Here is a 22,449-nt window from a genome sequence, read left to right as displayed (position 1 = left end):
GCGAAAGAATACTGATAAATGGGTAATTTTTAACAGACCGTTTGCAGTTTATTTACCTTCCCATTCTTTATAAAACTGCTCCAGGTAGGTTAGCATAAAATTGTGTCTTTCTATTGCTATTTTTTTGCCGGCTTCGGTATTCATCATATCTTTTAACAGCAGTAATTTTTCGTAAAAGTGATTAATGGTAGGGGCTGTGGTGTTTTTATAACTTTCTTTGTTCAGGTGCTCCTCTGGTGCGATAGCAGGATCGTAAAGTACGCGGTTTTTGAAGCCGCCATAAGTAAATGCCCGTGCAATACCAATCGCCCCGATGGCATCTAAACGGTCGGCATCCTGAACAATATGCATTTCTTTAGAAGAAAAAGTGGCACCGTCAAAGCTATTTTTAAACGACATGTGCTGAATAATCAGCTTAACATGTTTGATGGTTTCTGCATCAACAGCAATAGATGATAAGAACGAAGCAGCCATATTGGGGCCTAATTCTTCATCGCCGTTATTAAATTTAGGATCAGCAATATCATGCAGTAATGCAGCAAAGGCTACTACAAGTTCGTCGCCATTTTCTTGCCGGTTAATGGTTTGAGCAGTTTTAAAAACACGCTCAATGTGGAACCAATCATGTCCGGCCTCAGCATGCGCTAAGGTTTTTTTAACAAAATCAATGGTTTTCTGAATGATAGACTGCATAATTCTGAATTTTTTTCAAAGGTATCGGAATTATATGCAGGTATGAAAAAATGATATCAACAGCGCCGGCTAGATGGCCGCCGCTGCCCTGTTCTCGTCATCAGCAATAATTTTAATTAAATCGCTGTGATTAAGGGTTAATAAATGTGATACCTCAACCTCTAAAATTGCTGCAATCTGAAATAACCGGTCGATAGTTAATTTACTATATCCAAGCTCAATTTTGCTGTAAGCATTCTGGGATATTTTTAACTTCGCTGCCAGGTAATCTTGAGTATAATCTCTGTATTCTCTAATTTTTCTAATATTCCCGGCAACATTCTTCGTCTTTAGCGCCAATACATCTTCCATAAAAAAGGGATAAATTTTTTAAATGTTCTTTTGCTATGTACGAAACTTTCAGTCGGGCAGATTTCCAAAGTGCAAATTTTTAGCACTATTAGGAATTAAGCAGGTATTGCACAGAACTTATCATGTAACAAGAAAACAGGCTAAATGTTTATTTAACTGCTTTTTATGGCCTCATTATCAGTTTTAGTATGTACCAAAAAGGTTATGACTTGTTTTTTTAATCCGGCTGAATTTCGCGTAGGCGTATTAACCCGGGGTGTAGTGAACTGCGATGGGAATTATGTTTTTATAAGGCAGATTAATGAATGTAATCTGGTAATGTTAAGCGAAAATTATGGACAAACAGATGCCAGGAATTAATATAATCCCCAGTCATCTTCAAATTCGTCTTTTTCGAAGTATTTAACCCACTCGATAAACAGCAAACGGAATTTCTCCATTTCGTCTAAAACGATGTCTTTATATTCTGGTGTACAGATTTCGAACATATCTGCAGCCCTTACCTGGGTTTCGAGTTCGCGGCAATTGGTGCGGATAATGGAAGCGTTCTCCATCCTTAAAATATACATATCGGCACCTTCTGCCCCAACAATTTTTGGGCACAGCATCAGTGCATTCTGCATAATTAGGTTAGCAGTCATTTCGGCCATTTCTCCTTCAAGCGTTTCGCAGAACAGGGCAGCATATTTATACACAGCCCTTGCCTGGTTATAAAGGCTTTTTGCCCTGGTTGCCTTTAGCCTAACCTTTTCCGCGTCATCACTCGATAAATTTTCTTCATCCTCATCATCGCGGCCAAAACGGCTAAAATGCTCCCATTCGGGCATGTGATCCATGTCATCAAATTCCATATTCTTCAAAATTTTCTACGTTATGGTACGTAAGAGAGCGTAATATATTAATTTTCAATGAAAAACTATGCCTCAATTAATGGTGCCCTGCGCGAGCCATCATATAATTCGTATTCCAATAAACGACAATCTAATTTACCATTATAAAATTCAATTTTCTTAGATGCTTTTAAACCAATTTTCTTTGCAAGATCAGGATTTCCGGTGAAAATATAACCAGAATAACCTTTGCATTTGGTTTTCATAAAATCGCCCATCCTTTTATAGGTCAGTTCAAGCTTGCTGTGTACGCCTAAACGCTCACCATATTCAGGATTAAAAACCACAACGCCTTTTCCATCTTCCGGAACAGGAGTTAATTCAAAATCGCACACTTCAAACTCAATCAGCGTATCTACACCTGCTGTTTTCGCATTTCTGCGGGTTACTTCTACGGCATCCTCAGAAAGATCGGAAGCTATAATTTTAAGGTCAACATTTTTAATTACCTGATCTTTTAAAATTCTGCGCTCTGCAAAAAAATCTTCTTCATTATAACCTAAAATATGCATAAAACCATAATTCATGCGGTACAGGCCTGGCGCACGGTTGGTGGCAATAAGGGCCGCTTCTATAGCCAATGTTCCTGAACCGCACATGGGGTTAATGAACGGCGATTTTCTGTCCCAGTTAGAGGCCAGGATAACGCTCGAAGCTAAAGCTTCTAACATGGGTGCTTTTCCCGGAATTTTACGATAACCATGTTTGGCAAGGGTTTCGCCCGAGGTATCGATAAAAACATCGGCATCGGCATCTTTCCAGTATAAATGTACCACCGCTTTGTTGGCGTCTGATCCGGAGTTGGGGCGGATGCCTTTTTTCTCTTTCATGCGGTCAACAATTGCATCTTTAACTTTTAAATTGGCAAAAAGCGGGGTGGTTATATTTGGGTTATCCACATTTGAGGTAACCGAGAAATAGCCCGAAAAATCGATCAGTTCTTCCCACTCAATGGCCGAAATTTCTTTATATAGGTCGTCAGGCGTAACAGCCTTAAAACTTTTAATTGAATACAGGATCTGACTGGCACAACGCAGGTTTAAATTGAGCTTAATACACTCTGTAAGGGTAATATTGAGCTCAACACCGGTGGCGAAAGCCCGGACTATGGTATAGCCTAAAGCCGTAACTTCATCTTGAAGATAAGGAGAAAGGCGCTTGTTGCAGGTAATAATTACCTTGCTTTTATTGTGGAAAACTTGCATCATAATATATGCGAAGTTATCAATAAAATTATAGAGATTTGATGTTTATAGTACATTAAGTAGTATTAGATATGGAAATTAAAGGAAAGGTGCACGAAGTAGGTGCCACACAACAAGTAAGTGAAACGTTTAAAAAGCGTGATTTAATAATAGAATACGCAGAAAATCCAACATACCCAGAATATATCCGTTTTGAGGCTTTACAAGATAAAACTGCATTATTAGATACTTTTAAAGCAGGTGATGAAGTTGAGGTGTTCTTTAATTTACGTGGTCGCCCCTGGACAGATAAACAAGGTAAAACATCATATTTTAACAGTTTGGTAATCTGGCGTATCAATGCCATTGCAGCAGGCGCTCCTGCAGCAGCACCAGCTTATGCAGCTCCGGTTGATGTAAGCAATGCACCAGGTGAAGATGATGATTTGCCTTTTTAAATAAAGAATCTTTTTTAAGCAAACAATTTTGAACCATGCCGGAGCTTTTGCTCCGGCATTTTTTTTTGCCTTTCGCTAAACTTCCGAAGTTTTACCAGAGGAACGGCCTGCGCTAACTTCCGAAGTCTTTCAGGCGCTGTTAAAATATGTTAAAAACAAACAGTTAGCTTTGCTATTCAGTATTTTTGATACCTGTTTAGATTTAAAAAGATGGTGTTCCGGTTTTTTTAATCTTAAAAACCTTTCTGGTTTATGAAGAAAAAGAGTTTTTGGTTAATTACTGTTTTGATGACCGTGGCTTTGCTGGGTGTTTTTGTAATGCAGTTGTATTACATCAGGGAATCCTATAAGCTAAAATCACAGCTTTTTGATGAGCAGGTAAACCAGACTTTAACTACTGTTGTAAATAAAATCCAGCGTAGAAATGTAGCCGATCACCTTAACAGGAAAGACGCAGAAAACAAGCTAAAACAGCTTCAGGATTCGAGGCAGCGTGCACTTGATATTAAGGATTTAAGACAGCAATATGTTCAGGAAGCTGAGCTTCGCCAGGTGGAGCGCGAAAACCAGATCGAAAATTACCTGAACCAGCAAGATAGTATTATCCGTAACGCTTACCGTGCACCCGATGTAATTTCGGAAAAGGAGTATAGTTCTTTAACCTCGAAAAACGGCGATAAGCTCGATTTGCAGATGGATGCTTTTGTGGACATGAAAAGCCTGATTATAAAAGGTTACAGCATGCGCACCAAGCCATTTTCTACGCCACCAAAAGCATTCGAATTTAAAAGTTTGCAAAGTTTGCCTGATACTTTAAGGTACCTGGTTTTCGATCCGAGGGATGGTAGCCCGGGTTTTGCCAATGTTCCAAAGATACCAAGCGACTTACAGAAAAAGTTTAAAAGGGAAGATGAGATTGCTAAAAAGCAGTTAGAACTAAAAATTGCAGCGCTGGGCAAAGATACTTTTTCTTACACCAGGTTAAGTGTGGTTGAAGATGTATCAAAAGAACTCCAGGAAACCAAAATACCGATCTATAAACGCATTAATTTCGATGCCCTTGGCAATTTGTTAAAAGAGGAGCTTTTGGCGCATAATATCTCCCTCGAGCCTGCTTACCGCATCTCTCTGGCCCAAAAAGATTCGACTATTTTTATGACGGCCTCCAATGTGAAAGGAGAGTTTCTGCCTGGGAATACCTATAAAACACCGCTGTTCGGGAATGACCTGTTCCGCGATCCGGGGATGCTTTTTGTGAGTTTCCCGGATAAAAATTCGGCTATTGTTGCCAATCTGAGTGTTACGCTGGCTTCATCTGTCGCTTTATTGCTGGTACTTGTTTTTATCTTTTCCTACACCCTTTATGCCATTTTAAAGCAAAAAAAACTGTCGGAAATGAAAACTGATTTCATCAATAACATGACGCATGAGTTTAAAACACCGGTGGCCACCATTATGATTGCCAGCGAAGCTTTAAAAGATCCAGAAGTAACAGAAGATAAGGCGCGTTTAAAGCGTTTGGCAGGTATTATTTATGATGAAAATGTGCGTTTAGGTAGTCATATTGAGCGCGTGTTAAGTATTGCACGTTTAGAAAAAGGGGAGCTTAAACTTGAGAATACCGAGGTAGATGTAAATGATCTGATTGTGATTGTGCTGGATAGTATGGAGTTACAATTACAAAAAAGAAATGCGGTGATCCATGTTAATACCGATGCCGAAAATGCAGTGGTTTTTGGTGACGAGCTGCACCTGTCGAACGTAATTTATAACCTTATTGATAACGCCAATAAATACAGTACCGAAACACCCGAAATTACCATTACTACGCGTAATACCCATAAAAATATCATCATCGAAATTGCAGATAAAGGCATCGGGATGACGAAGGAGCAATCTAAGCGGATTTTTGATCAGTTTTACAGGGTGCCTACGGGTAACCTGCATGATGTTAAAGGTTTTGGCCTGGGCTTAAACTACGTTCAGGATATTATTAAAAAACTGAATGGAACAGTTAAGGTAAGTAGCGAAAAAGATAGGGGAACCACGTTCGAAATATCTTTACCTTTATATACCGGATAACCGTCGGCACAAAAGCTTGCTTTATCGACACATTTAAATACAACAGGTTTAATTTGCCTAATATAGTAGTGTATTAATTTAATCTACAATATAAATTAAACCGTTATGCATACTCAGAATCAAACTTTCACTGTAGGTAATGCTACATATGTGAATAAAATTAAGAAAATGAAAAAAATACTTCTGGTAGAAGACGACCCAAATTTAGGTTTATTATTACAAGACTATTTGCAGCTTAAAGGCAAGTTTGATGTGGTGTTATGTACCGATGGTGAAGACGGATTAAAAACGTTTAATAAGCAGAACTTCGATCTTTGTATTTTAGACGTAATGATGCCGAAAAAAGACGGTTTTACCCTTGGTAAAGACATTAGAAAGGTAAATACACAGGTTCCGATCATTTTTGCAACGGCTAAAACCATGCTCGAAGATAAATCTGCTGCTTACGATTTAGGTGGTGACGATTACATTACCAAACCTTTTCGTATAGAGGAACTTTTGTTGCGCATTAATGCGATGTTTAAGCGTGTTGCCAGCAAAACCGGTAATGATGACGAAGCTGCAGAAACACAGTTTTCTATCGGTAAATATCATTTCGACTATACTACCCAGATTATTACCAGCGACGAGCAGCAACAAAAACTTTCTACAAAAGAGGCAGAATTATTGCGTTTGCTGTGTTTAAAAAAGAATACGGTTTTAACCCGCGAAGAAGCTTTGTTAAGCATCTGGCATGATGATAATTACTTTAACGGAAGAAGTATGGACGTGTTTTTAAGTAAACTGCGTAAATACCTGCGTGCCGATCCGGCAGTGGAAATTATCAATGTACACGGGAAGGGATATAAGTTGTTGGTGGGCTAAGGTTTTAAGGCAGGAGTGTTCCGCGCTATCGTCATTTCGAGCGGAGTGCAACGCAGTCGGGAAATCTATTTATGACGGGACGATTGAAATATTTTTTTAAGGTTGGAATGTTTTAAGGTTGGAATGTTTTAAGGTTGGAATGTTCCGGGCACCAAACCAACCTTCCAGCTTTTCAACCCTTTTAACGTCATTTCGAGCGGAGTGCAACGCAGTCGAGAAATCTATTTATGACGGGACGATTGAAATATGTTTTAAGGTTAGAATGTTTTAACGTTGCAATGTTCCGGGCATCAAACCAACCTTCCAGCTTTTCAACCCTTTTAACGTCATTTCGAGCGGAGTGCAACGCAGTCGAGAAATCTATTTATGACGGGATGATTGAAATATGTTTTAAGGTTGGAATGTTTTAACGTTGCAATGTTCCGTGCATCAAACCAACTTTCCAACCTTTAACTTTCCAACTTTTCAACCCTATTAACCTTCAAACATTTCAACCACTTCAAATATAAAGATTCTCCTGAATCGCCGGAATAATATTCCTTTCCTGTGCAAGTTTGAATAAAGTATCAACCGCTTTGCGGCCTTCTTCACCAAGGTTAATGCTGTATTTGTTTACATAAAGCTCAATGTGTTTGTACATCACGCTTTCTTCCATGGCCTGTGCATGCTGACGGATAAAATCGATACCCGATTTTGGATGTGCAAAAGCAAACTCAACCGATTGGCGGATTAAACGGTTTACTTTTAACTGTACTTCGCGGTCTAAATTGCGGTTAATTACAATTCCTCCTAACGGAATGGCACAGCCGGTTAATTTCTCCCAGTAATCGCCCAGATCAACAATTTTATTTAATCCCTTATCCTGATAAGTAAACCTGTTCTCGTGGATAATCAAGCCCAAATCAATCTGATCGTTTAATAAAGCAGATTCAATTTCCGAGAAAACCAGTTCCTGTTTGTTCTGCAAATGTGGGTAGGCAATGCCCAGTAAAAAATTTGCAGTAGTATATTTTCCCGGGATACCAATTTTGAGTTCGGAGTTGGGGGTTTGGAGTCTGGATTCGTCAAAATGGTTTTTACTAATCAGCAACGGGCCAACGCCAAAACCAAGCGCGCTACCGGCATCTAACAATGCATATTGGTTAGCTACATAGGCAAAAGCATGAAAACTTAATTTAGTAATATCCAGTTCGCCCTTCATCGCCTTTTGATTCAGGGTTTCTACATCATCGTAAAAAACTTCAAATTCTAATCCTTCAGTATCAATTTTATGATGAATCAGCGCGTCAAAAATAAAAGTATCGTTAGGGCAGGGTGAAAATCCAAGTGTAAGTTTCATCTATTTATTTTTTGTTTTCAGTGTTAGATGGAGCCTTTGACAATTAACATAATTATTTTAATTGTGCCAGGTTCATCAATCAAAATTAACTACTGTGCCACAGTAATCGGTCATAATCAGTTCATTTCTCCAATAAAAGCTATGGCCCAATCGTTCAGGTTTTTAATGGCCAGGCCTATTTTCCAGTTGTCTTTATTTCTGGGTTCTACATAATTGGACACACTTCTAATCTGCAAACAATCTATATTCAATTGTTTCGCGGCATAAAAAACAGCAGCGCCTTCCATGCTTTCGGTAGTTGGATTTAACCTTTCTATCAGGTTTTGAATGCTTTTTTCGCTTCCCGTTACGCAATTCATGGTTATGCCTTTTGCCCGTGGTAAACCTACTTTGCGTTGGGTTTTAGCCGTATAATGGTTCTCACCGAAACCTAAATCGGTTATTGTCAGAAATTCGTCGCCATTTTCTGCCCCAAGCTCTGCAAAAGTATCTTCAGTAATGTTGAGTACCGTGCCCAGTGCGATATTCCGGTCGAAAGCACCGGCAATCCCAAAATTAACCACCAGATCATATTTATGCGAAAGGTGTTTCCCCAGTGCAAAGGCCGTTGCTACCATGCCAACGCCGGTAATTAGCAGGTCGAAATTTTTACTTTCTATAAAATCGCCCTCCGGCAGGTTAAAATGCTGGTAAAAAAAGGTGAGTTCGGCTTTTGTAGCGGCAACAACTAAAGTTTTCATGTGGTAAAGTTAGTAGATTATATTTTAGATTTTCTTTAAGCTTTGGTCTTTAGTCTTTAAGCTTAAACCTTTATCCGTATATTTGCATTTTATTTAATAGTAATGATTTACATAACGAGAAAAGCATCATTTAATGCGGCGCACAAACTGGCGCGTACCGATTGGGATGATGATAAAAATAATGAAGTTTATGGTAAATGTGCCAATCCCAACTGGCATGGCCATAACTATTGGCTGTATGTTACAGTAAAAGGCGAGGTTAATCCGGAAACAGGCTTTCTTGTGGACTTAAAATGGCTTAAAGATGTGATGAACGATTATGTGGTAGATAAAGTTGATCATAAAAACTTAAACCTTGATGTTGATTTTATGAAAGGTAAACTGGCATCTACCGAAAACCTGGCCATCGAAATCTGGAAACAGCTGGAAGCCCCGATTGCAGAAAGCGGAGCCATTTTACATTGCGTAAAAATCTACGAAACCGAAAATAATTTTGTTGAATACTTTGGTTAAAAACCTGAATTAATGAGCAATAACGACGCATTTAACGACGAACCAGTGAGCGGTTACGTAAAAGTAGACCGTTACAACGAAGAAAAAATTGAAGCTGTAGCAACACATTATAAAGATATATTAGGGCAACTGGGCGAAAACCCTGAACGCGAAGGTTTATTGAAAACCCCTGAGCGCGTAGCCAAAGCTTTGCAGTATTTAACGCATGGGTATGATATAAAACCGGATGAAATCCTTAAATCGGCCATGTTTCAGGAAGATTACAGCCAGATGGTGGTGGTAAAAGACATCGAAGTATATTCGATGTGCGAACACCACATGCTGCCGTTTTTTGGTAAGGCGCATATTGCATATATTCCTAACGGACACATTGTTGGTTTAAGTAAAATCCCTCGTGTTGTTGATGCTTTTGCCCGCCGTTTACAGGTGCAGGAGCGTTTAACCAACGAAATCAGGGATTGTATTCAGAATACGCTTAACCCAATGGGTGTAGCCGTGGTAATGGAGTGCAGGCACTTATGCATGTCTATGCGCGGTGTACAGAAACAAAACTCGGTGACCACAACATCGGCCTTTACCGGAACTTTTTTAAGCAATGATAAAACAAGAGCCGAGTTTTTAAGGTTAATTACAGCGAGTTTAGACTAGCCGCCTGGCCCCCTTGAGGGGGTGTGGATTTAACAATAACAATTTAACTAAATATTTAATTTCCCCTTTAGGGGATTAAGGGATATGAAAGCATATATTTTTCCCGGACAGGGAGCACAGTTTGTAGGCATGGGTAAAGATCTTTACGAAAACCCCAAAGCCGCAGCATTATTTGAACAGGCAAACGAAATTATCGGTTTCCGCATCAGCGATATCATGTTCGGAGGAACAGATGAAGAACTTAAACAAACCAATGTAACCCAGCCTGCTATCTTTTTGCATTCGGTTATTTTAGCAAAGGTTTTAGGTGATGATTTTAAACCTGATATGGTGGCTGGTCACTCTTTAGGCGAATTTTCTGCCCTGGTGGCGGCAAATGCCTTAAGCTTTGAAGATGGATTAAGGTTGGTTATTGCCCGTGCTAATGCTATGCAGAAAGCCTGCGAGGCAGAGCCATCAACAATGGCGGCTATTTTAGGTTTGGCTGATGATGTTGTAGAAAAAATATGTGCCGAAATTGATGCAGTAGTAGTACCGGCCAATTACAACTGCCCGGGGCAACTGGTAATTTCAGGAAGCATTGAAGGTATTGACCTGGCTTGTGCCAAATTAACCGAAGCTGGTGCAAAAAGGGCTTTAAAATTAAATGTAGGTGGTGCATTCCACTCGCCTTTGATGGAGCCTGCTAAAATCGAATTACAGGCCGCTATTGAGGCAACCAATATTTCTGCCCCAATTTGCCCGGTTTATCAGAATGTTGATGCAAAGCCTTACACCGATCCGGCTGAGATTAAAGCAAATTTAATAAAACAATTAACGGGTGCGGTACGTTGGACACAAACTGTAGGCAATATGCTTGCAGATGGTGCAACTGAATTTGTTGAAGTGGGGCCGGGCAATGTATTACAGGGCCTGGTTAAAAAAGTAAGCCGCGAAGTGCAAACCAGCAGCGCTGCTATAGCTTAATTTAATGCAATAAAATATAACAATGCCAGCGCCATAAGCCTAAAGTTTATGGCGTTGCTTTTTATCAATATTTAATATCTTTATCAGGAGATGAAAATGAGCTTTGGTGTAAAAATTAGGTTTCTATTGCTCGTTTTGGGCTGTTGCCTTATGGTAACGTCTGTTTCGTTGAGCCGTTTTACTACTAAAGACGAATTGCTGGAGCACGATGCTGAACAGATTCAGCAGAACCTTTTGGCTAAAGAACGGTTGGTACAGGCTTTTTTAAACAATAAAAAAGAAGTAGCTAAAGCGAAGCAGTTTCATCTCAATCCTAAAAACGGGATCGATTTCATCAATCGTTATCGCGACATTAACGGCGTTAATCTTTTAACCTTCGAAAATAGTGAGCTTAAGTACTGGAGCACCATTAAGGTTTCTGATATAGATCCTAATACCATTAAAGAGGGTAGTTCGGTATTATTTTTTGCCAATGGCTGGTACGAGGTGATTAAAAGCACTCAGGGCAATTTTAGTCTTATTTTCCTGATTTCCATTCAATCACAATATCCTTTTAAGGAAACACAGTACTTTAAAAATGATATCGACCCGATTTTATCAGCCACTAAATTATTAACCTTTGCTTCATTTACCGATAAGGATGTATATGTAATAAAAAGCCTTGACAATAAATTTTTATTCGGGCTTAAGGTTAAACAAGGATACGCAGAAACTTACTATTCCGGTACTCAATTGTGGTTGTTTATAGCAGGGATACTCTGTATTTGTATGTTTTTTAATTCCCTCAGCTCGCTCATTGCCCGCCGTGGGCATATTGCCTGGGGAACATTCCTTCTGCTCTTTTTCTTTCTGGCCTTCCGCTTATCCGATTTATATTATGGATGGTTTAATCACCGGTTTACCCTTGATCTTTTTGATCCAAAAATATACGCAGATAGTTTTCTGATGCCCTCATTGGGCGATTTTCTGTTGAATGTTATCGTGCTCACCTGGTTGCTGCTTTTTATGTACAACCATAAGGAGCAATATAAATTTCCAGAGTGGATTAAGCGCAATAAGTTTGTAGGCTTAATTATTCAGGCGGCCTTAATGGTGCTTATCGGTCAGATTGTGTGGGATACCGACGACATTTTTTTCGGACTGATTTTCAACTCCAAGATTAATTTCGACATTGTAAACATCCTGAAACTGAGCGGAACCAGTTGGGTGGGAATTGTAATTTTGTGCCTCGCCTGGTTTCAGATTTACCTCATTACAGTAATTTCGGCCACGGTAAGCCGTCAGCTCAATGTAACCAACAAAGAAAGAATTATTATCTTCCTGATTGGTTTTGCGGCTGTTTTTACCTATAAGCTTTTTGTAGATTTTAATGCATTCTTTATTGTTTTTGCAATGGTATTATTTATCGTTGCAAGGGCCGTGTACCTCAAAGAAAAGCACTTTTCTATCGGTTTGTTTGCCATTGTTTTTTTCTGCCTGGCCTTTAATACTTCTATTAAGTACACAAGGTATAAAGATATTAAAGAGCGTAGCCTGCGCGAACCATTGGCGCGTAAAATACAATCATCAGAAGATTTAAATGCCATTATTGCCCTGGGTACCTTAGGGAATGAAATTGTTAAAGATGATTTTCTGTCGAGATATTTTAAACAAAATAAAACAGCAAACTATGCGGTCCTTAAAAACCACCTGAAAGATTATCTGGATGGTTATTTAAGCAGATACGACTACCAGATTTATCCTTACGATAGATCAGGGATGATTATGGGGAATTCAGATAGTCCACCGATCAATAAATATAAAAACCTCGTAGAAGCAGGTTCGGTAAAAATAGACGGATCTAACTTTTTCTATCAGGTTAACAATACTTTTGGTTATCAGGATTATTTTGGAATTATTTCAGTGGTAGACCAGGGTAATCTGCTCGGTACACTCATTATCGAATTGCGGTCTAAACCCTACAATTATAATAACCGCCTGCCCGATCTATTAGGCGATCAGAAACTGGCAAAAGATGAAGATTTTAAAGGTTATTCCATTGCTTTTTACAGCAACAATAAGCTGCTAAACCAATCAGGAAACTATACCTATCCGCTTGATGGCAGTGTATTTAAAGGCAAAAAGGACGATTTTGTAATTGATAACGACGATAAACTGCATTACAGCCACATGATTTATAAGCCTTCTGGCAGTAAAATGGTTATTATCAGTAAGGCGAAGGTTGATTATGTAGAACGTTTAGCCGCGTTATCTTTCTTTTTTCTGGTATTTATCATCTTCTCTTTAGTACTGTACGGCTTAATCTGGCTGATCAAAAACCTCGATGACGATAAGGTGGGTTGGTTTAGCATCAACCGTTCATTGATGATTAATGCCAATAAAATCTTATACAAAACAAGGATTCAGGTTTCTATTGTGCTCTCTGTGGTGGCTACACTGGTAATTGTTGGCTGGGTAACCTATTATTACATGAATCTTGAATACCGGGGACAGCAAGATGCAATACTGAAAGATAAAATCAGAAAGGTGCAGCAGAATTTTGAAAAACAGGTATTCAGCAACGGAATTATCTCGAATGATGAAAACGCATTGGCTGATTTTAACAATTTTGCAGATATTAACAATGCCGACCTGAATTTATATGATTTAAGCGGAAACCTGATGATGACCACTTACCCTAAACTTTATAATTATAAAATTATAGGTAAGAAAATGCCCCCGCTGGCCTACGTATCCTTAAATAGCCTTCACCGGTCAGAGTATATAAACCCTAAAGAAAGAATCGGCAATTTAACCTATGCTGCCGCTTATGCGCCCATCAGGAATGCCCAGAATAAAACAATCGCCTATATCGGCCTGCCAAACTACTCAAATGAAGAAGAATATACCGATAAGATTGCCCTTTTTGTAAGTAACCTGATTAATATTTATGCACTTGTTTTTGTGGCAATTGGTGTGCTGGCCGTGTTTTTAGCCAATCAGATTACCAGTCCGTTAACCTTTATTCAGGAGAGCATCAGCAAAACTAAAATAGGGCAAAAAAATGCACCGATTGTATGGCGCAGGCACGATGAAATCGGCTCTTTGATTAAAGAGTACAATAATATGATTTCGGCTTTAGAGGCCAGTGCGCTAAAACTGGCACGATCGGAACGGGAAAGTGCCTGGCGCGAAATGGCCAAGCAGGTTGCCCATGAAATTAAAAATCCTTTAACGCCTTTAAAACTTGGGGTTCAGTTATTGGAAAAATCATGGAGAGAGAAAGATCCGAACTTCGAACTGAAATTTAACAAATTCAGCAAATCGTTTATCGAGCAGATTGATAGTTTATCGAAAATTGCTTCTGAGTTCTCCAATTTTGCTAAAATGCCCGATACTAATCTGGAGCGTCTTGCATTGCTTCCCGTTATTGAGCGGGCGAGGGAAGTTTTTAAAAGCACGGAGAATGTTACGATTGATATCATCAACAAAAGTACCGGGGATATCGAAATTATGGCCGATCACGATCAGTTATTAAGAACTTTCAATAACCTGCTTAAAAACGCTATAGAAGCCATTGATGAGGAGTCGTTATGCTGCATCACCATTGTCGTTTATGTGGATCCTCAGAATGCCTACATCGAAATTAAAGATAATGGGAAGGGGATTCCGCCATCGCTGCACGATAAGATCTTTGTGCCCAACTTTACAACAAAAACATCCGGAACCGGCTTAGGCCTTGCCTTTGTAAAACAGGCCGTAGAAAATGCAGGTGGAACGGTTAAATTTACCTCAATAAATGGCTTTGGAACTACTTTCTATTTAAGTTTCCCTTTGGCCTAAAAATAAATTTGTGGTTACAGTTTAATTAAGATCGTTTAATTTTACCTCAGCTCTACCTGAGCCTTGCCCATGGTATTACCATCAGCATATAAAATTACGGTATAGATGCCTTTGATAAAAGGCTTTGGGTTTGCCCAATCGATAACATAGGTGCTGTCATCGTTATTGTAATTGATAAAGATAGAATGGCTGTACTGCATGTCCTGCCCATCGGCTTCAAAACGGTTGCCTTCATCGGCCAGTAAATTCCCTGCAGGATCAAATACCCTTAAGTAGATGTTGTGATGGCCTTTTTCTGCAAGCTGGTTGGGGATGATGGTAAAGCGGACACTCAGTTTTTCGGCGGTAGACGATTTGGTTACTTCAACTTTTTTGCCGCTCGATTTTGTTCTGAAAGCAATAATCCCGGCATTTTGAAGTTTTAATGCTGCTGCGGTTTTAACCTTTGCATTGAGGCTGGAGTTTTCGTTTTCCAGGTTCGATGCCTTATTGCTGATGTTCCTCAGGGTGTTTTGTAAACTATCTCTACTATTTTTTAGAAAGATATTGTCTTTTTGCAGCTGGATAATTTGCTCGTTGTATTTTCTTACAAATGTTTTCAGCTCATTAATCTGTGCATTGGCTTTGTCGAGTTCAACTTGTGTAAGCTGGCCTTTTTCTAATGCGGCCTTAAGTTCTTCAATTTTAACACGCGCCAGTTTCTGTTCATCAACAAGCTTATCGTTCAGGTCGAGGTTTAAAGCATTTACCTTATCTAGCTCAACCTCAATCTTTTCTACTTCGAGTCGCAGCTTATCCTTTTCTGCACTGATGCTTACAGATCTTTCGCTCTGCTTTCGGTCTTTAAAAAACAGGTAAGCATTTGTGCCGATTAAAGCCGCTATAACGATAACGAGGAAGTAAATTTTGTTTCTGTCACCCTTATTAATCTTTTGTGGTTCCATTCTAATAACGCTGTATCTTCTTTAAATTAATATACTTTTGTTCTTCCATAGGTAGATGGGGGTACACAATTAAGTTAGCAGGGTGCAAATTAAAATTTTTAATAAACTTATAAGAGTTTTTAAAAAAAATCGTTTACTTGCTAATGTTCATTTGTATTCAAATTAACACAAACACACAACCTGAATAAAAAATAAGACAGAAATAATGCTTAAAAACTTCCTATACGCACTTTTATCTTTAACTGTAATACCTTATATATTAAATGCACAACCTTTATCAAAAATTGCACCAAAAAGGGAGTTTAGAGGTGTATGGGTGGCTACTGTTACCAATATCGACTGGCCATCCAGACCGGGTTTAAACATTGATCAGCAAAAACAAGAACTGATCGGGATTTTAGAACGGCATAAAAGCCAGGGCATGAATGCCATTATTTTGCAGGTAAGGCCTGCGGCTGACGCTTTTTATGCAAAATCGCGCGAGCCCTGGAGCCAGTGGCTAATGGGAAAGCAGGGTTTAGCGCCGGCACCAGGCTATGATCCGCTGGCTTTTGCCATTAAAGAAGCCCATTTCAGGGGGATGGAACTGCATGCCTGGTTTAACCCCTACCGGGCAAGCATGAGCAGCTCTGCCGTATTGAGCGAAGACCATGCTTACCGCAAACATCCTGACTGGTTTTTTACCTATGGAGGCAAAAAGCAGTTCGATCCGGGTATTCCGGAAGTGAGGGAGTATATTGTGCAGGTAATTTTGGATGTAGTGAAAGGATATGATGTAGATGGCATCCATTTTGATGATTATTTTTATCCTTATAAGGTAGAAGGACAGACCATTAACGATGGCAATACTTTTTATAAATACCCTAATAATTTCTCAGACATTAAAGATTGGCGCAGGAATAACGTAGACCTGTTGATTAAACAACTGGATGATAGTATTCATCATTATAAAAAATGGGTAAAATTCGGGATTAGTCCGTTTGGTATCTGGAAAAATAAGTATGAAGATCCCGAAGGTTCTGCTACGAGTGGATTATCCAATTATGCGGAGCTTTTTGCCGATAGCCGGAAATGGGTAAGAGAAGGATGGGTAGATTATATCAATCCGCAGATTTATTTTACGTTTACCAGAAGGGTAGCGCCTTATGGTGTGTTGGTTGATTGGTGGAGCAATAATACCTATGGCAGGCATGTGTACATTGGCCAGGGGGCTTACTTAGTTAATTCGAGGGCAGAAGCCGCCTGGAAGAATCTGAACGAAATCCCGAACCAGATCAGGTACCTAAGGGAAAACAACAGGATTCAGGGGAGCGTATTTTTTAGTTCCAAATCGTTAAGTACCGTTGCAAAAGCAGTTGGTGATTCGTTAAAGAACGATTTTTATAAATATCCGGCTTTGCCACCACAAATGCCATGGCTGGATGAAGTACCGCCAAATGAACCGATGGCCTTAACTGCTGATGCACTAAAAGATGGCGTGCATTTAAAATGGCAACTTCCATTAAAAGCTAAAGATGGAGAAACGGCTTCAGGTTTTGTAATTTACCGTTTTAGCGAAGGCGAAAAGATTTCGGTGCTCGACCCTAAAAATATCATTAAAATAAGTTTCGAAGATTACCTTTCATTTATTGATACCAGTGTAGAAAGCGGGAAACGGTATAGCTACCTGGTAACTGCGCTTGATCGTTTAAAAAATGAAAGTGAACCTGGCGGACCTGTTGGCGTAGAAGTGCCTTTGGCAAAGGAATAGAAGTCACGGATTTACGTCATTGCGAGAAGGCTTTTTCAGCCGACGAAGCAATCTTTAAAATATGGATTATAGCGATCGTTGTAAGATTGCTTCGTCGTTCCTCCAGCAATGACGACTTTTTTTGGCTTTGTTGATTCGAGAGCTTTTTTAGTATGTAGGACCCTGAAATGAATTCAGGGTGACGGCTATAACTGAAACATTTACTTTGACAATCTTTTGGCATTTTGCCTATCAGATTGTCAAAGTTTAGGTTCATTCCGGATGACGGCACGTTATTGAAGCTGTCAGGCAGAACTTATTTCAGCATCTTTCTGCTGGATAGACCCTGAAATGTTCAGGGTGACGGTTATAACTGAACTTATAAGAGCACTATTATGTCGCCCTGAGCGTAGTCGAAGGATCAGTCGATTCCCTTTCAATAATGCTGGGGTTAAGTATAACATGCTCAATTTTTGCGTAAGGATTTTTCTGTCCGATCATTTTAAGGAACATAGTGGCGCATTCCTTACCCATTTGCGAAGCATGCTGATCAATGGTTGATAAACTGGGTGTGATGTAGGCAGAAAAAGCCTCGTTCGCAAAGCCGATCACCCCAATTTCAGGTGGAGTTACACCAATTTCCTTAAGTTTTTGAATTAACCCCAGGGCTGTAAAATCGTCGCCTGCAATAATGGCATCAGGTTTATGGTTGCGCACTAATTCGCCTGCACCAAAATGGCCGTCTTTTATGGACAAGCCGCCCAAAATTATATGATCTGTTATAACGGGTAGTTTTTGGTCTGCAAGTGCTGCCTTGTATCCTTCTAAACGATCGGTAAAAATTTTAACCTGATGGGCAGTAGTTACGAATGCAATTTTTTTATAGCCCTTATCGATTAAATGTTTAGTGGCCATATACCCTGCCTTAAAATCATCAAGTGTGATGGTAGGTACATTTAAACCGGTATTTACCCGGTCGAAAAGGATAAGCGGTTTATTTTGTTCAATAATTTCGGCGAAATGGGAAACGTCTTTTGTTTCTAAAGATAAAGAGGCCATAATGCCGTCTACCTGCGCTTCGAGCAATGTTTTTACCCCGTTAATTTCGTTTTCTACAGTTTCGTTCGATTGATAAATAATGACCCTGTACCCACTGTCTTTCAGGCCATCTTCTATGCAATGAATAATTGAAGCGAAAAAATGAGCCTCCACACTGGGTACAATTACCCCGATAATATAGGTTTTACCTGATTTTAAGGCCGAAGCAAGTTTATTTGGACTGTAGTTCAGCTTTTTGGCCATGTCTACTACAGCCTTTCTTGTGGTATCGCTGATGGCAGGGAAGCCGCTTAATGCCCTCGAAACGGTTGATACCGTAATGTTAAGCGCATTGGCGATATCGTATATAGTGGTTTTCTTTTTCAATTGGTCAGGTAAATCATCAAAACAATGGGCGAAATTACTAAACCTTAATAATAATGTTCTTTTTATACATGAAATATAGCAAAACATAAAACCCGAGTACGTAGGTAATGGCCCAAACCAGTGAAGCATTTATCGGACTAAAAAACGGGGTATAGCAGGTTTCGTAAAACCTTACCAGTAAGCCCGTTTTAGTGCCATCGGGTTTGGTAAGCTGAATGAGGTTGAGCACTCTGGGGGCTAACCCCGCAAGAAAAAATACCGTGATGGCATTTACACCATAAACCACGAAGGGAGTGGTAAATTTTTTATAACCCTGAACGTCAATAATCCAGTAACAAAGCGCTAATCCGATAGAAGCCAGTCCACCGGCGTAAAGTACATATGAGCTTGTCCACAGCGCTTTATTGATCGGGAACTGTAAATCCCACAACAGGCCTAAAACAACCGCTGTAATGCCGGTAGTAAAAAGCCAGGCTACTTTAGTGGGATTATCTACATCTTTTCTGCGCATCCAAACACCAACCATAATACCAAAAAGGCAGGTGCCGATTGCGGGTAAGGTACTTAAAATACCTTCCGGATCCCATGTTTTTGAAGATGCCCAGGTATGCGCTTCGGTTAAGATGCCACGATCGATCCAGGCGGCTAAATTGGTTTCTTTTTCCAGGTTGGGATAACCCACGCCCGGAACGGGGATAAAAGTCATCAATGCCCAATAAACAGCGAGTATTACGATGAAAGTTCTGAAAATGGTTTTGGTCGATGCTTTAATAAAAATGATACTACTGATGATAAAAACAATGCCTATTCTTTGCAAAACTCCTAATAACCTCACGGTTTGGAAGGCTTCCCAAATGGATTTATCATCGATAATGGCGCTGATGATTTTCCCGAAAATGGCCAGGAAAAAACCGAGCAGATAAAGTATTACACCTCGTTTAATGGCTTTAATGATTGTTTTTTGATGTGTAGCCGGATCTGCTTTGCTACTGCTCATGGCAAAAGTGATTGATACGCCCACAATCCATAAAAAGAATGGGAAAATCAGGTCTGTAGGGGTGCAGCCGTTCCATTCTGCATGTTCTAAAGGTGCGTAAATGTGGCCCCAACTGCCCGGATTATTCACTAAAATCATTGCAGCTACTGTTAGTCCCCTGAAAAAATCAAGAGATAGCAATCGTTGTTTAGGTTCGGTCATGATCAGTTGGTTTGGATTGAGCTAACTAATTTAGAGTATTGTTTTTAGAAAGAGAAATAAATGAGAAGTTTAGGAGGGTGAAGAGGGAGGGCAAGCTGTCTTTTAAGGTTTTATTTCAGCAGTATCGTCATTTCGAGCGGAGTGCAACGCAGTCGAGAACCACGTAAGTGCTCAGCGAAGCTAAATCTATCTCTAGGTAGATCTCTCCCCGCCTGTACGGGCAGGCATTCCGCTGCGCTTCAGTCGAGATGACGCAAATTCGCTTGGATAAACCGGGACCGGCATTGAGCTACCCTATGTTCAATAAACCTGACCGACAGCGTTATCCCGGTTTAAGATTAATTGTTTTATCGGTTTTTTATCGGGATTAAGCAAAGGGCAGGACTATCGGGAGCGAAGTACTACAGACACTGCTTTCCTAAAAAAATGGATAATTGGAATTTGCTTTATGTTGGTTGGTGAGACACTACCAATAGGGAAATCTCACTAGATAGATCTCTCCCCGCCTGTACGGGCAGGCATTCCGCTGCGCTTCAGTCGAGATGACGGTCATTTTCATTAAAGAATTTTTTAAAGATGCTTCGCTACGCTCAGCATGACAGCGTAGGTGTATGGCAAAAAAAATCCTGCTTTGCGTTAACAAAGCAGGATTGATGTTCATTTTAAATTAATCTTCAAACTTCCAGCGTACAAAAGCTTCCATTGCTTCGTACTCTGCAAGGCCAAGTTCATCGTAAGCTTTTGCGGTATCGCGGTTGCGGTCTTCAGCACGTTGCCAGAACTCCCTTGCATCATCACCAGGGAAAACGGCCCTGTCTTTTTGACTCTGGTGTTTAAAAATCGCATATTTTTTGCGCTCAAGTTCTTTTGGAGAAATTGGAACAGCCATTTCGATTTCATGCGTTTCAAACTCATACCAGGCGCCGCGGTACATCCATAACCAGCAATCCTGTGCCCAGGCTTCGGTTTTGCGTAAGCGTTTTAGTGCGGCAAGTATAATGTTGAAACAAACAATGTGCGTACCATGTGGATCCTCAAAATCGCCTGCGGCGTAAACCTGGTGTGGTTTAACTTTTTGTAGTAATTCTATTGTAAGCTCGATATCGGCATCAGTTACCGGGTTTTTCTGCACCTTACCGCTTTCGTAAAATGGAAGGGCCTGAAAATGAATATGATCATCCTCTAAACCGCAGTAACGTGCGCCAGCAATGGCTTCACCTTTTCTGATTAATCCTTTAACCGTCTGAATTTCAGGAGTATCTACCTGGTTTGGTTTTTTCTGCTCAATAAAAGTCCTCATCTTGTTATAAAGATCCTTTAAATGCGTATTATCCATACCCATTTTCTCGGTAAAATCTACGTTGAATTCAACAAAACGCAGTGCATCGTCGTCCCAAACAGCAGTATTTCCAGAAGTTTGGTAAGCTACGTGTACATCATGTTTCTGATCAACCAAACGGATAAAAGTACCGCCCATTGAAATTACATCATCATCAGGATGTGGCGAGAAGATAATTACCCGTTTTTTAGCCGGTTCAGCTCTTTCTGGACGTTGAGAATCATCAGCATTTGGTTTACCGCCCGGCCAACCGGTAATGGTGTGCTGTAGTTTATTAAAAATATGAATGTTGATGTTGTAAACCGGCCCTTTTTCGGTAGCCAGTTGTGCCATACCATTATTGTTATAATCGTCTTCCGTTAATTTTAAGATCGGTTTTTTAAGGGTGTTGGCTAACCAAATCACCGCTTTACGGATCAAAGCATCGGTCCAAACGCAATCTTTAACCAGCCATGGCGTATCAAAACGGGTTAGTTCAGAAGCCGCTGGTGCATCGAGGATAAACTCTACATTTTCAGAAAGCTGCAGGTAGGTTGCCGGTACATCGCCAGAAATTTCGCCTTCTACCGCTTTTTTAATAATCGAAGCTTTTTTACGGCTCCATGCCATTAAAATAATTTCCCTTGCTTTAAAAATGGTACCGATACCCATGGTAATGGCTTTGGTTGGTACAAAGCTTTTTCCACCGAAATCGCGTGCAGCATCACGGCGGGTAAGGTCATCTAAAGTAACTAAACGGGTACCGGAGTTCGGTGCAGAGCCCGGCTCGTTAAACCCGATGTGACCAGTACGGCCAATACCCAAAATCTGGATATCCAATCCGCCAAGATCACCGATTTTCTTTTCATATTCCAAACAAAATGCCGGAATATCCTCCAGTGCTAATGTACCGTCCGGAATGTGAACATTATTCCTGTCGATATCGATATGATCGAAAAGGTTTTCGTTCATAAAGGTAACGTAACTCTGTACGGCAGTTGGCGCCATTGGATAGTATTCATCCAAATTAAAAGTAATTACGTTTTTAAAACTTAAACCCTCTTCTTTGTGCAGTCTAACCAGTTCGGCATAAACTGCAATTGGGGTAACACCTGTTGCTAAGCCCAGTACTGCAGGTGCGTTGTTTGCTTGTTTTGATTTAATGAGTGCCGCAATGCGGTGTGCTACATTAACGGAAGCAATTTTTGGATTTTCGAACACGCTTACGGGTAACTTCTCGAAACGTGTCTCCTCCAGTAGATTTAATCTAGCCATTTTTTTTATA

18 protein-coding genes are annotated in these 22,449 nt (G+C 40.0%); 8 read left to right on the top strand and 10 right to left on the bottom strand.

Annotated features, from left to right (window positions below):
- Nucleotides 1–48: 48 nt before the first annotated feature.
- The 4 genes from ACTJKC_RS07670 to ACTJKC_RS07655 all read right to left on the bottom strand — a co-directional run bounded on the left by ACTJKC_RS07670 (nucleotide 49) and on the right by ACTJKC_RS07655 (nucleotide 3,139).
- Complete coding sequence (locus ACTJKC_RS07670) at nucleotides 49–693, bottom strand: HD domain-containing protein (protein ID WP_440790941.1); 645 nt, start codon at nucleotides 691–693, stop codon at nucleotides 49–51.
- Between the two features lie 69 nt (nucleotides 694–762).
- Complete coding sequence (locus tag ACTJKC_RS07665; RefSeq protein ID WP_025141802.1) at nucleotides 763–1,044, bottom strand: helix-turn-helix domain-containing protein; 282 nt, start codon at nucleotides 1,042–1,044, stop codon at nucleotides 763–765.
- Nucleotides 1,045–1,400: 356 nt separating this feature from the next.
- On the bottom strand, nucleotides 1,401–1,895 hold the full coding sequence (locus tag ACTJKC_RS07660; RefSeq protein WP_025141803.1) for a hypothetical protein: 495 nt from the start codon (nucleotides 1,893–1,895) through the stop codon (nucleotides 1,401–1,403).
- A 65-nt stretch (nucleotides 1,896–1,960) separates the two neighbouring features.
- Nucleotides 1,961–3,139 carry a THUMP domain-containing class I SAM-dependent RNA methyltransferase gene (locus tag ACTJKC_RS07655; RefSeq protein WP_440791417.1) on the bottom strand — a complete coding sequence of 393 codons (1,179 nt, stop codon included), beginning with the start codon at nucleotides 3,137–3,139 and terminating at the stop codon, nucleotides 1,961–1,963.
- 71 nt (nucleotides 3,140–3,210) lie between these two features.
- Here ACTJKC_RS07655 and ACTJKC_RS07650 point away from each other — a divergent pair, with 71 nt between their 5' ends.
- From ACTJKC_RS07650 to ACTJKC_RS07640, 3 genes are all read left to right on the top strand, one after another.
- Nucleotides 3,211–3,576: a DUF3127 domain-containing protein gene (locus tag ACTJKC_RS07650; protein ID WP_344853289.1), complete on the top strand. Its 366-nt coding sequence runs from the start codon at nucleotides 3,211–3,213 to the stop codon at nucleotides 3,574–3,576.
- 252 nt (nucleotides 3,577–3,828) lie between these two features.
- Complete coding sequence (locus tag ACTJKC_RS07645; RefSeq protein ID WP_440790940.1) at nucleotides 3,829–5,658, top strand: sensor histidine kinase; 1,830 nt, start codon at nucleotides 3,829–3,831, stop codon at nucleotides 5,656–5,658.
- A 168-nt stretch (nucleotides 5,659–5,826) separates the two neighbouring features.
- Nucleotides 5,827–6,522, top strand: a complete 696-nt coding sequence (locus ACTJKC_RS07640; RefSeq protein ID WP_344853287.1) for a response regulator transcription factor — start codon at nucleotides 5,827–5,829, stop codon at nucleotides 6,520–6,522.
- A 499-nt stretch (nucleotides 6,523–7,021) separates the two neighbouring features.
- Here ACTJKC_RS07640 and ACTJKC_RS07635 read toward each other — a convergent pair whose 3' ends face one another.
- Together ACTJKC_RS07635 and mqnB are read right to left on the bottom strand one after the other, a co-directional pair.
- Nucleotides 7,022–7,861, bottom strand: coding sequence for a menaquinone biosynthesis family protein (locus ACTJKC_RS07635; RefSeq protein ID WP_440790939.1), 840 nt, complete (start codon nucleotides 7,859–7,861; stop codon nucleotides 7,022–7,024).
- 116 nt (nucleotides 7,862–7,977) lie between these two features.
- Entirely contained in the window at nucleotides 7,978–8,601 is a 624-nt protein-coding gene (gene mqnB / locus ACTJKC_RS07630) for a futalosine hydrolase (RefSeq protein ID WP_440790938.1), read from the bottom strand.
- A gap of 102 nt (nucleotides 8,602–8,703) precedes the next feature.
- Between mqnB and ACTJKC_RS07625 the strand changes: the two genes are divergently transcribed.
- The 4 genes from ACTJKC_RS07625 (at nucleotide 8,704) to ACTJKC_RS07610 (ending at nucleotide 14,550) form a co-directional block, all read left to right on the top strand.
- The gene (locus tag ACTJKC_RS07625; protein WP_344853283.1) at nucleotides 8,704–9,114 is read left to right on the top strand and encodes a 6-pyruvoyl trahydropterin synthase family protein; all 411 of its coding nucleotides are present in this window, start codon (nucleotides 8,704–8,706) and stop codon (nucleotides 9,112–9,114) included.
- Nucleotides 9,115–9,126: 12 nt separating this feature from the next.
- Nucleotides 9,127–9,762 (top strand): GTP cyclohydrolase I FolE, encoded by a 636-nt coding sequence (gene folE, locus ACTJKC_RS07620; RefSeq protein ID WP_440790937.1) that lies wholly within the window; start codon nucleotides 9,127–9,129, stop codon nucleotides 9,760–9,762.
- An 84-nt stretch (nucleotides 9,763–9,846) separates the two neighbouring features.
- Nucleotides 9,847–10,728 (top strand): ACP S-malonyltransferase, encoded by an 882-nt coding sequence (fabD, locus tag ACTJKC_RS07615; RefSeq protein WP_344853281.1) that lies wholly within the window; start codon nucleotides 9,847–9,849, stop codon nucleotides 10,726–10,728.
- A gap of 150 nt (nucleotides 10,729–10,878) precedes the next feature.
- On the top strand, nucleotides 10,879–14,550 hold the full coding sequence (locus tag ACTJKC_RS07610; protein ID WP_440790936.1) for an ATP-binding protein: 3,672 nt from the start codon (nucleotides 10,879–10,881) through the stop codon (nucleotides 14,548–14,550).
- Nucleotides 14,551–14,591: 41 nt separating this feature from the next.
- Here the strand turns inward: ACTJKC_RS07610 and ACTJKC_RS07605 are convergent, their stop codons facing one another.
- On the bottom strand, nucleotides 14,592–15,494 hold the full coding sequence (locus ACTJKC_RS07605; RefSeq protein WP_440790935.1) for a hypothetical protein: 903 nt from the start codon (nucleotides 15,492–15,494) through the stop codon (nucleotides 14,592–14,594).
- A gap of 205 nt (nucleotides 15,495–15,699) precedes the next feature.
- On the opposite strand from ACTJKC_RS07605, the gene ACTJKC_RS07600 reads away from it, so the two are divergent.
- Entirely contained in the window at nucleotides 15,700–17,244 is a 1,545-nt protein-coding gene (locus ACTJKC_RS07600; protein ID WP_344853278.1) for a glycoside hydrolase family 10 protein, read from the top strand.
- 372 nt (nucleotides 17,245–17,616) lie between these two features.
- On the opposite strand, the gene ACTJKC_RS07595 is transcribed toward ACTJKC_RS07600, so the two are convergent.
- The 3 genes from ACTJKC_RS07595 to nagB all read right to left on the bottom strand — a co-directional run bounded on the left by ACTJKC_RS07595 (nucleotide 17,617) and on the right by nagB (nucleotide 22,439).
- Entirely contained in the window at nucleotides 17,617–18,648 is a 1,032-nt protein-coding gene (locus tag ACTJKC_RS07595) for a LacI family DNA-binding transcriptional regulator (RefSeq protein WP_440790934.1), read from the bottom strand.
- A gap of 37 nt (nucleotides 18,649–18,685) precedes the next feature.
- The gene (locus tag ACTJKC_RS07590) at nucleotides 18,686–19,846 is read right to left on the bottom strand and encodes an acyltransferase family protein (protein ID WP_440790933.1); all 1,161 of its coding nucleotides are present in this window, start codon (nucleotides 19,844–19,846) and stop codon (nucleotides 18,686–18,688) included.
- Between the two features lie 667 nt (nucleotides 19,847–20,513).
- Complete coding sequence (nagB, locus tag ACTJKC_RS07585; protein WP_344853275.1) at nucleotides 20,514–22,439, bottom strand: glucosamine-6-phosphate deaminase; 1,926 nt, start codon at nucleotides 22,437–22,439, stop codon at nucleotides 20,514–20,516.
- Nucleotides 22,440–22,449 lie beyond the last annotated feature (10 nt).

Origin of the sequence: Pedobacter sp. 22226 (assembly GCF_052045455.1) — a bacterium.
Classification (GTDB): Bacteria; Bacteroidota; Bacteroidia; order Sphingobacteriales; family Sphingobacteriaceae; genus Pedobacter; species Pedobacter jeongneungensis.
This window is presented reverse-complemented; position numbering and strand designations above follow the sequence as displayed.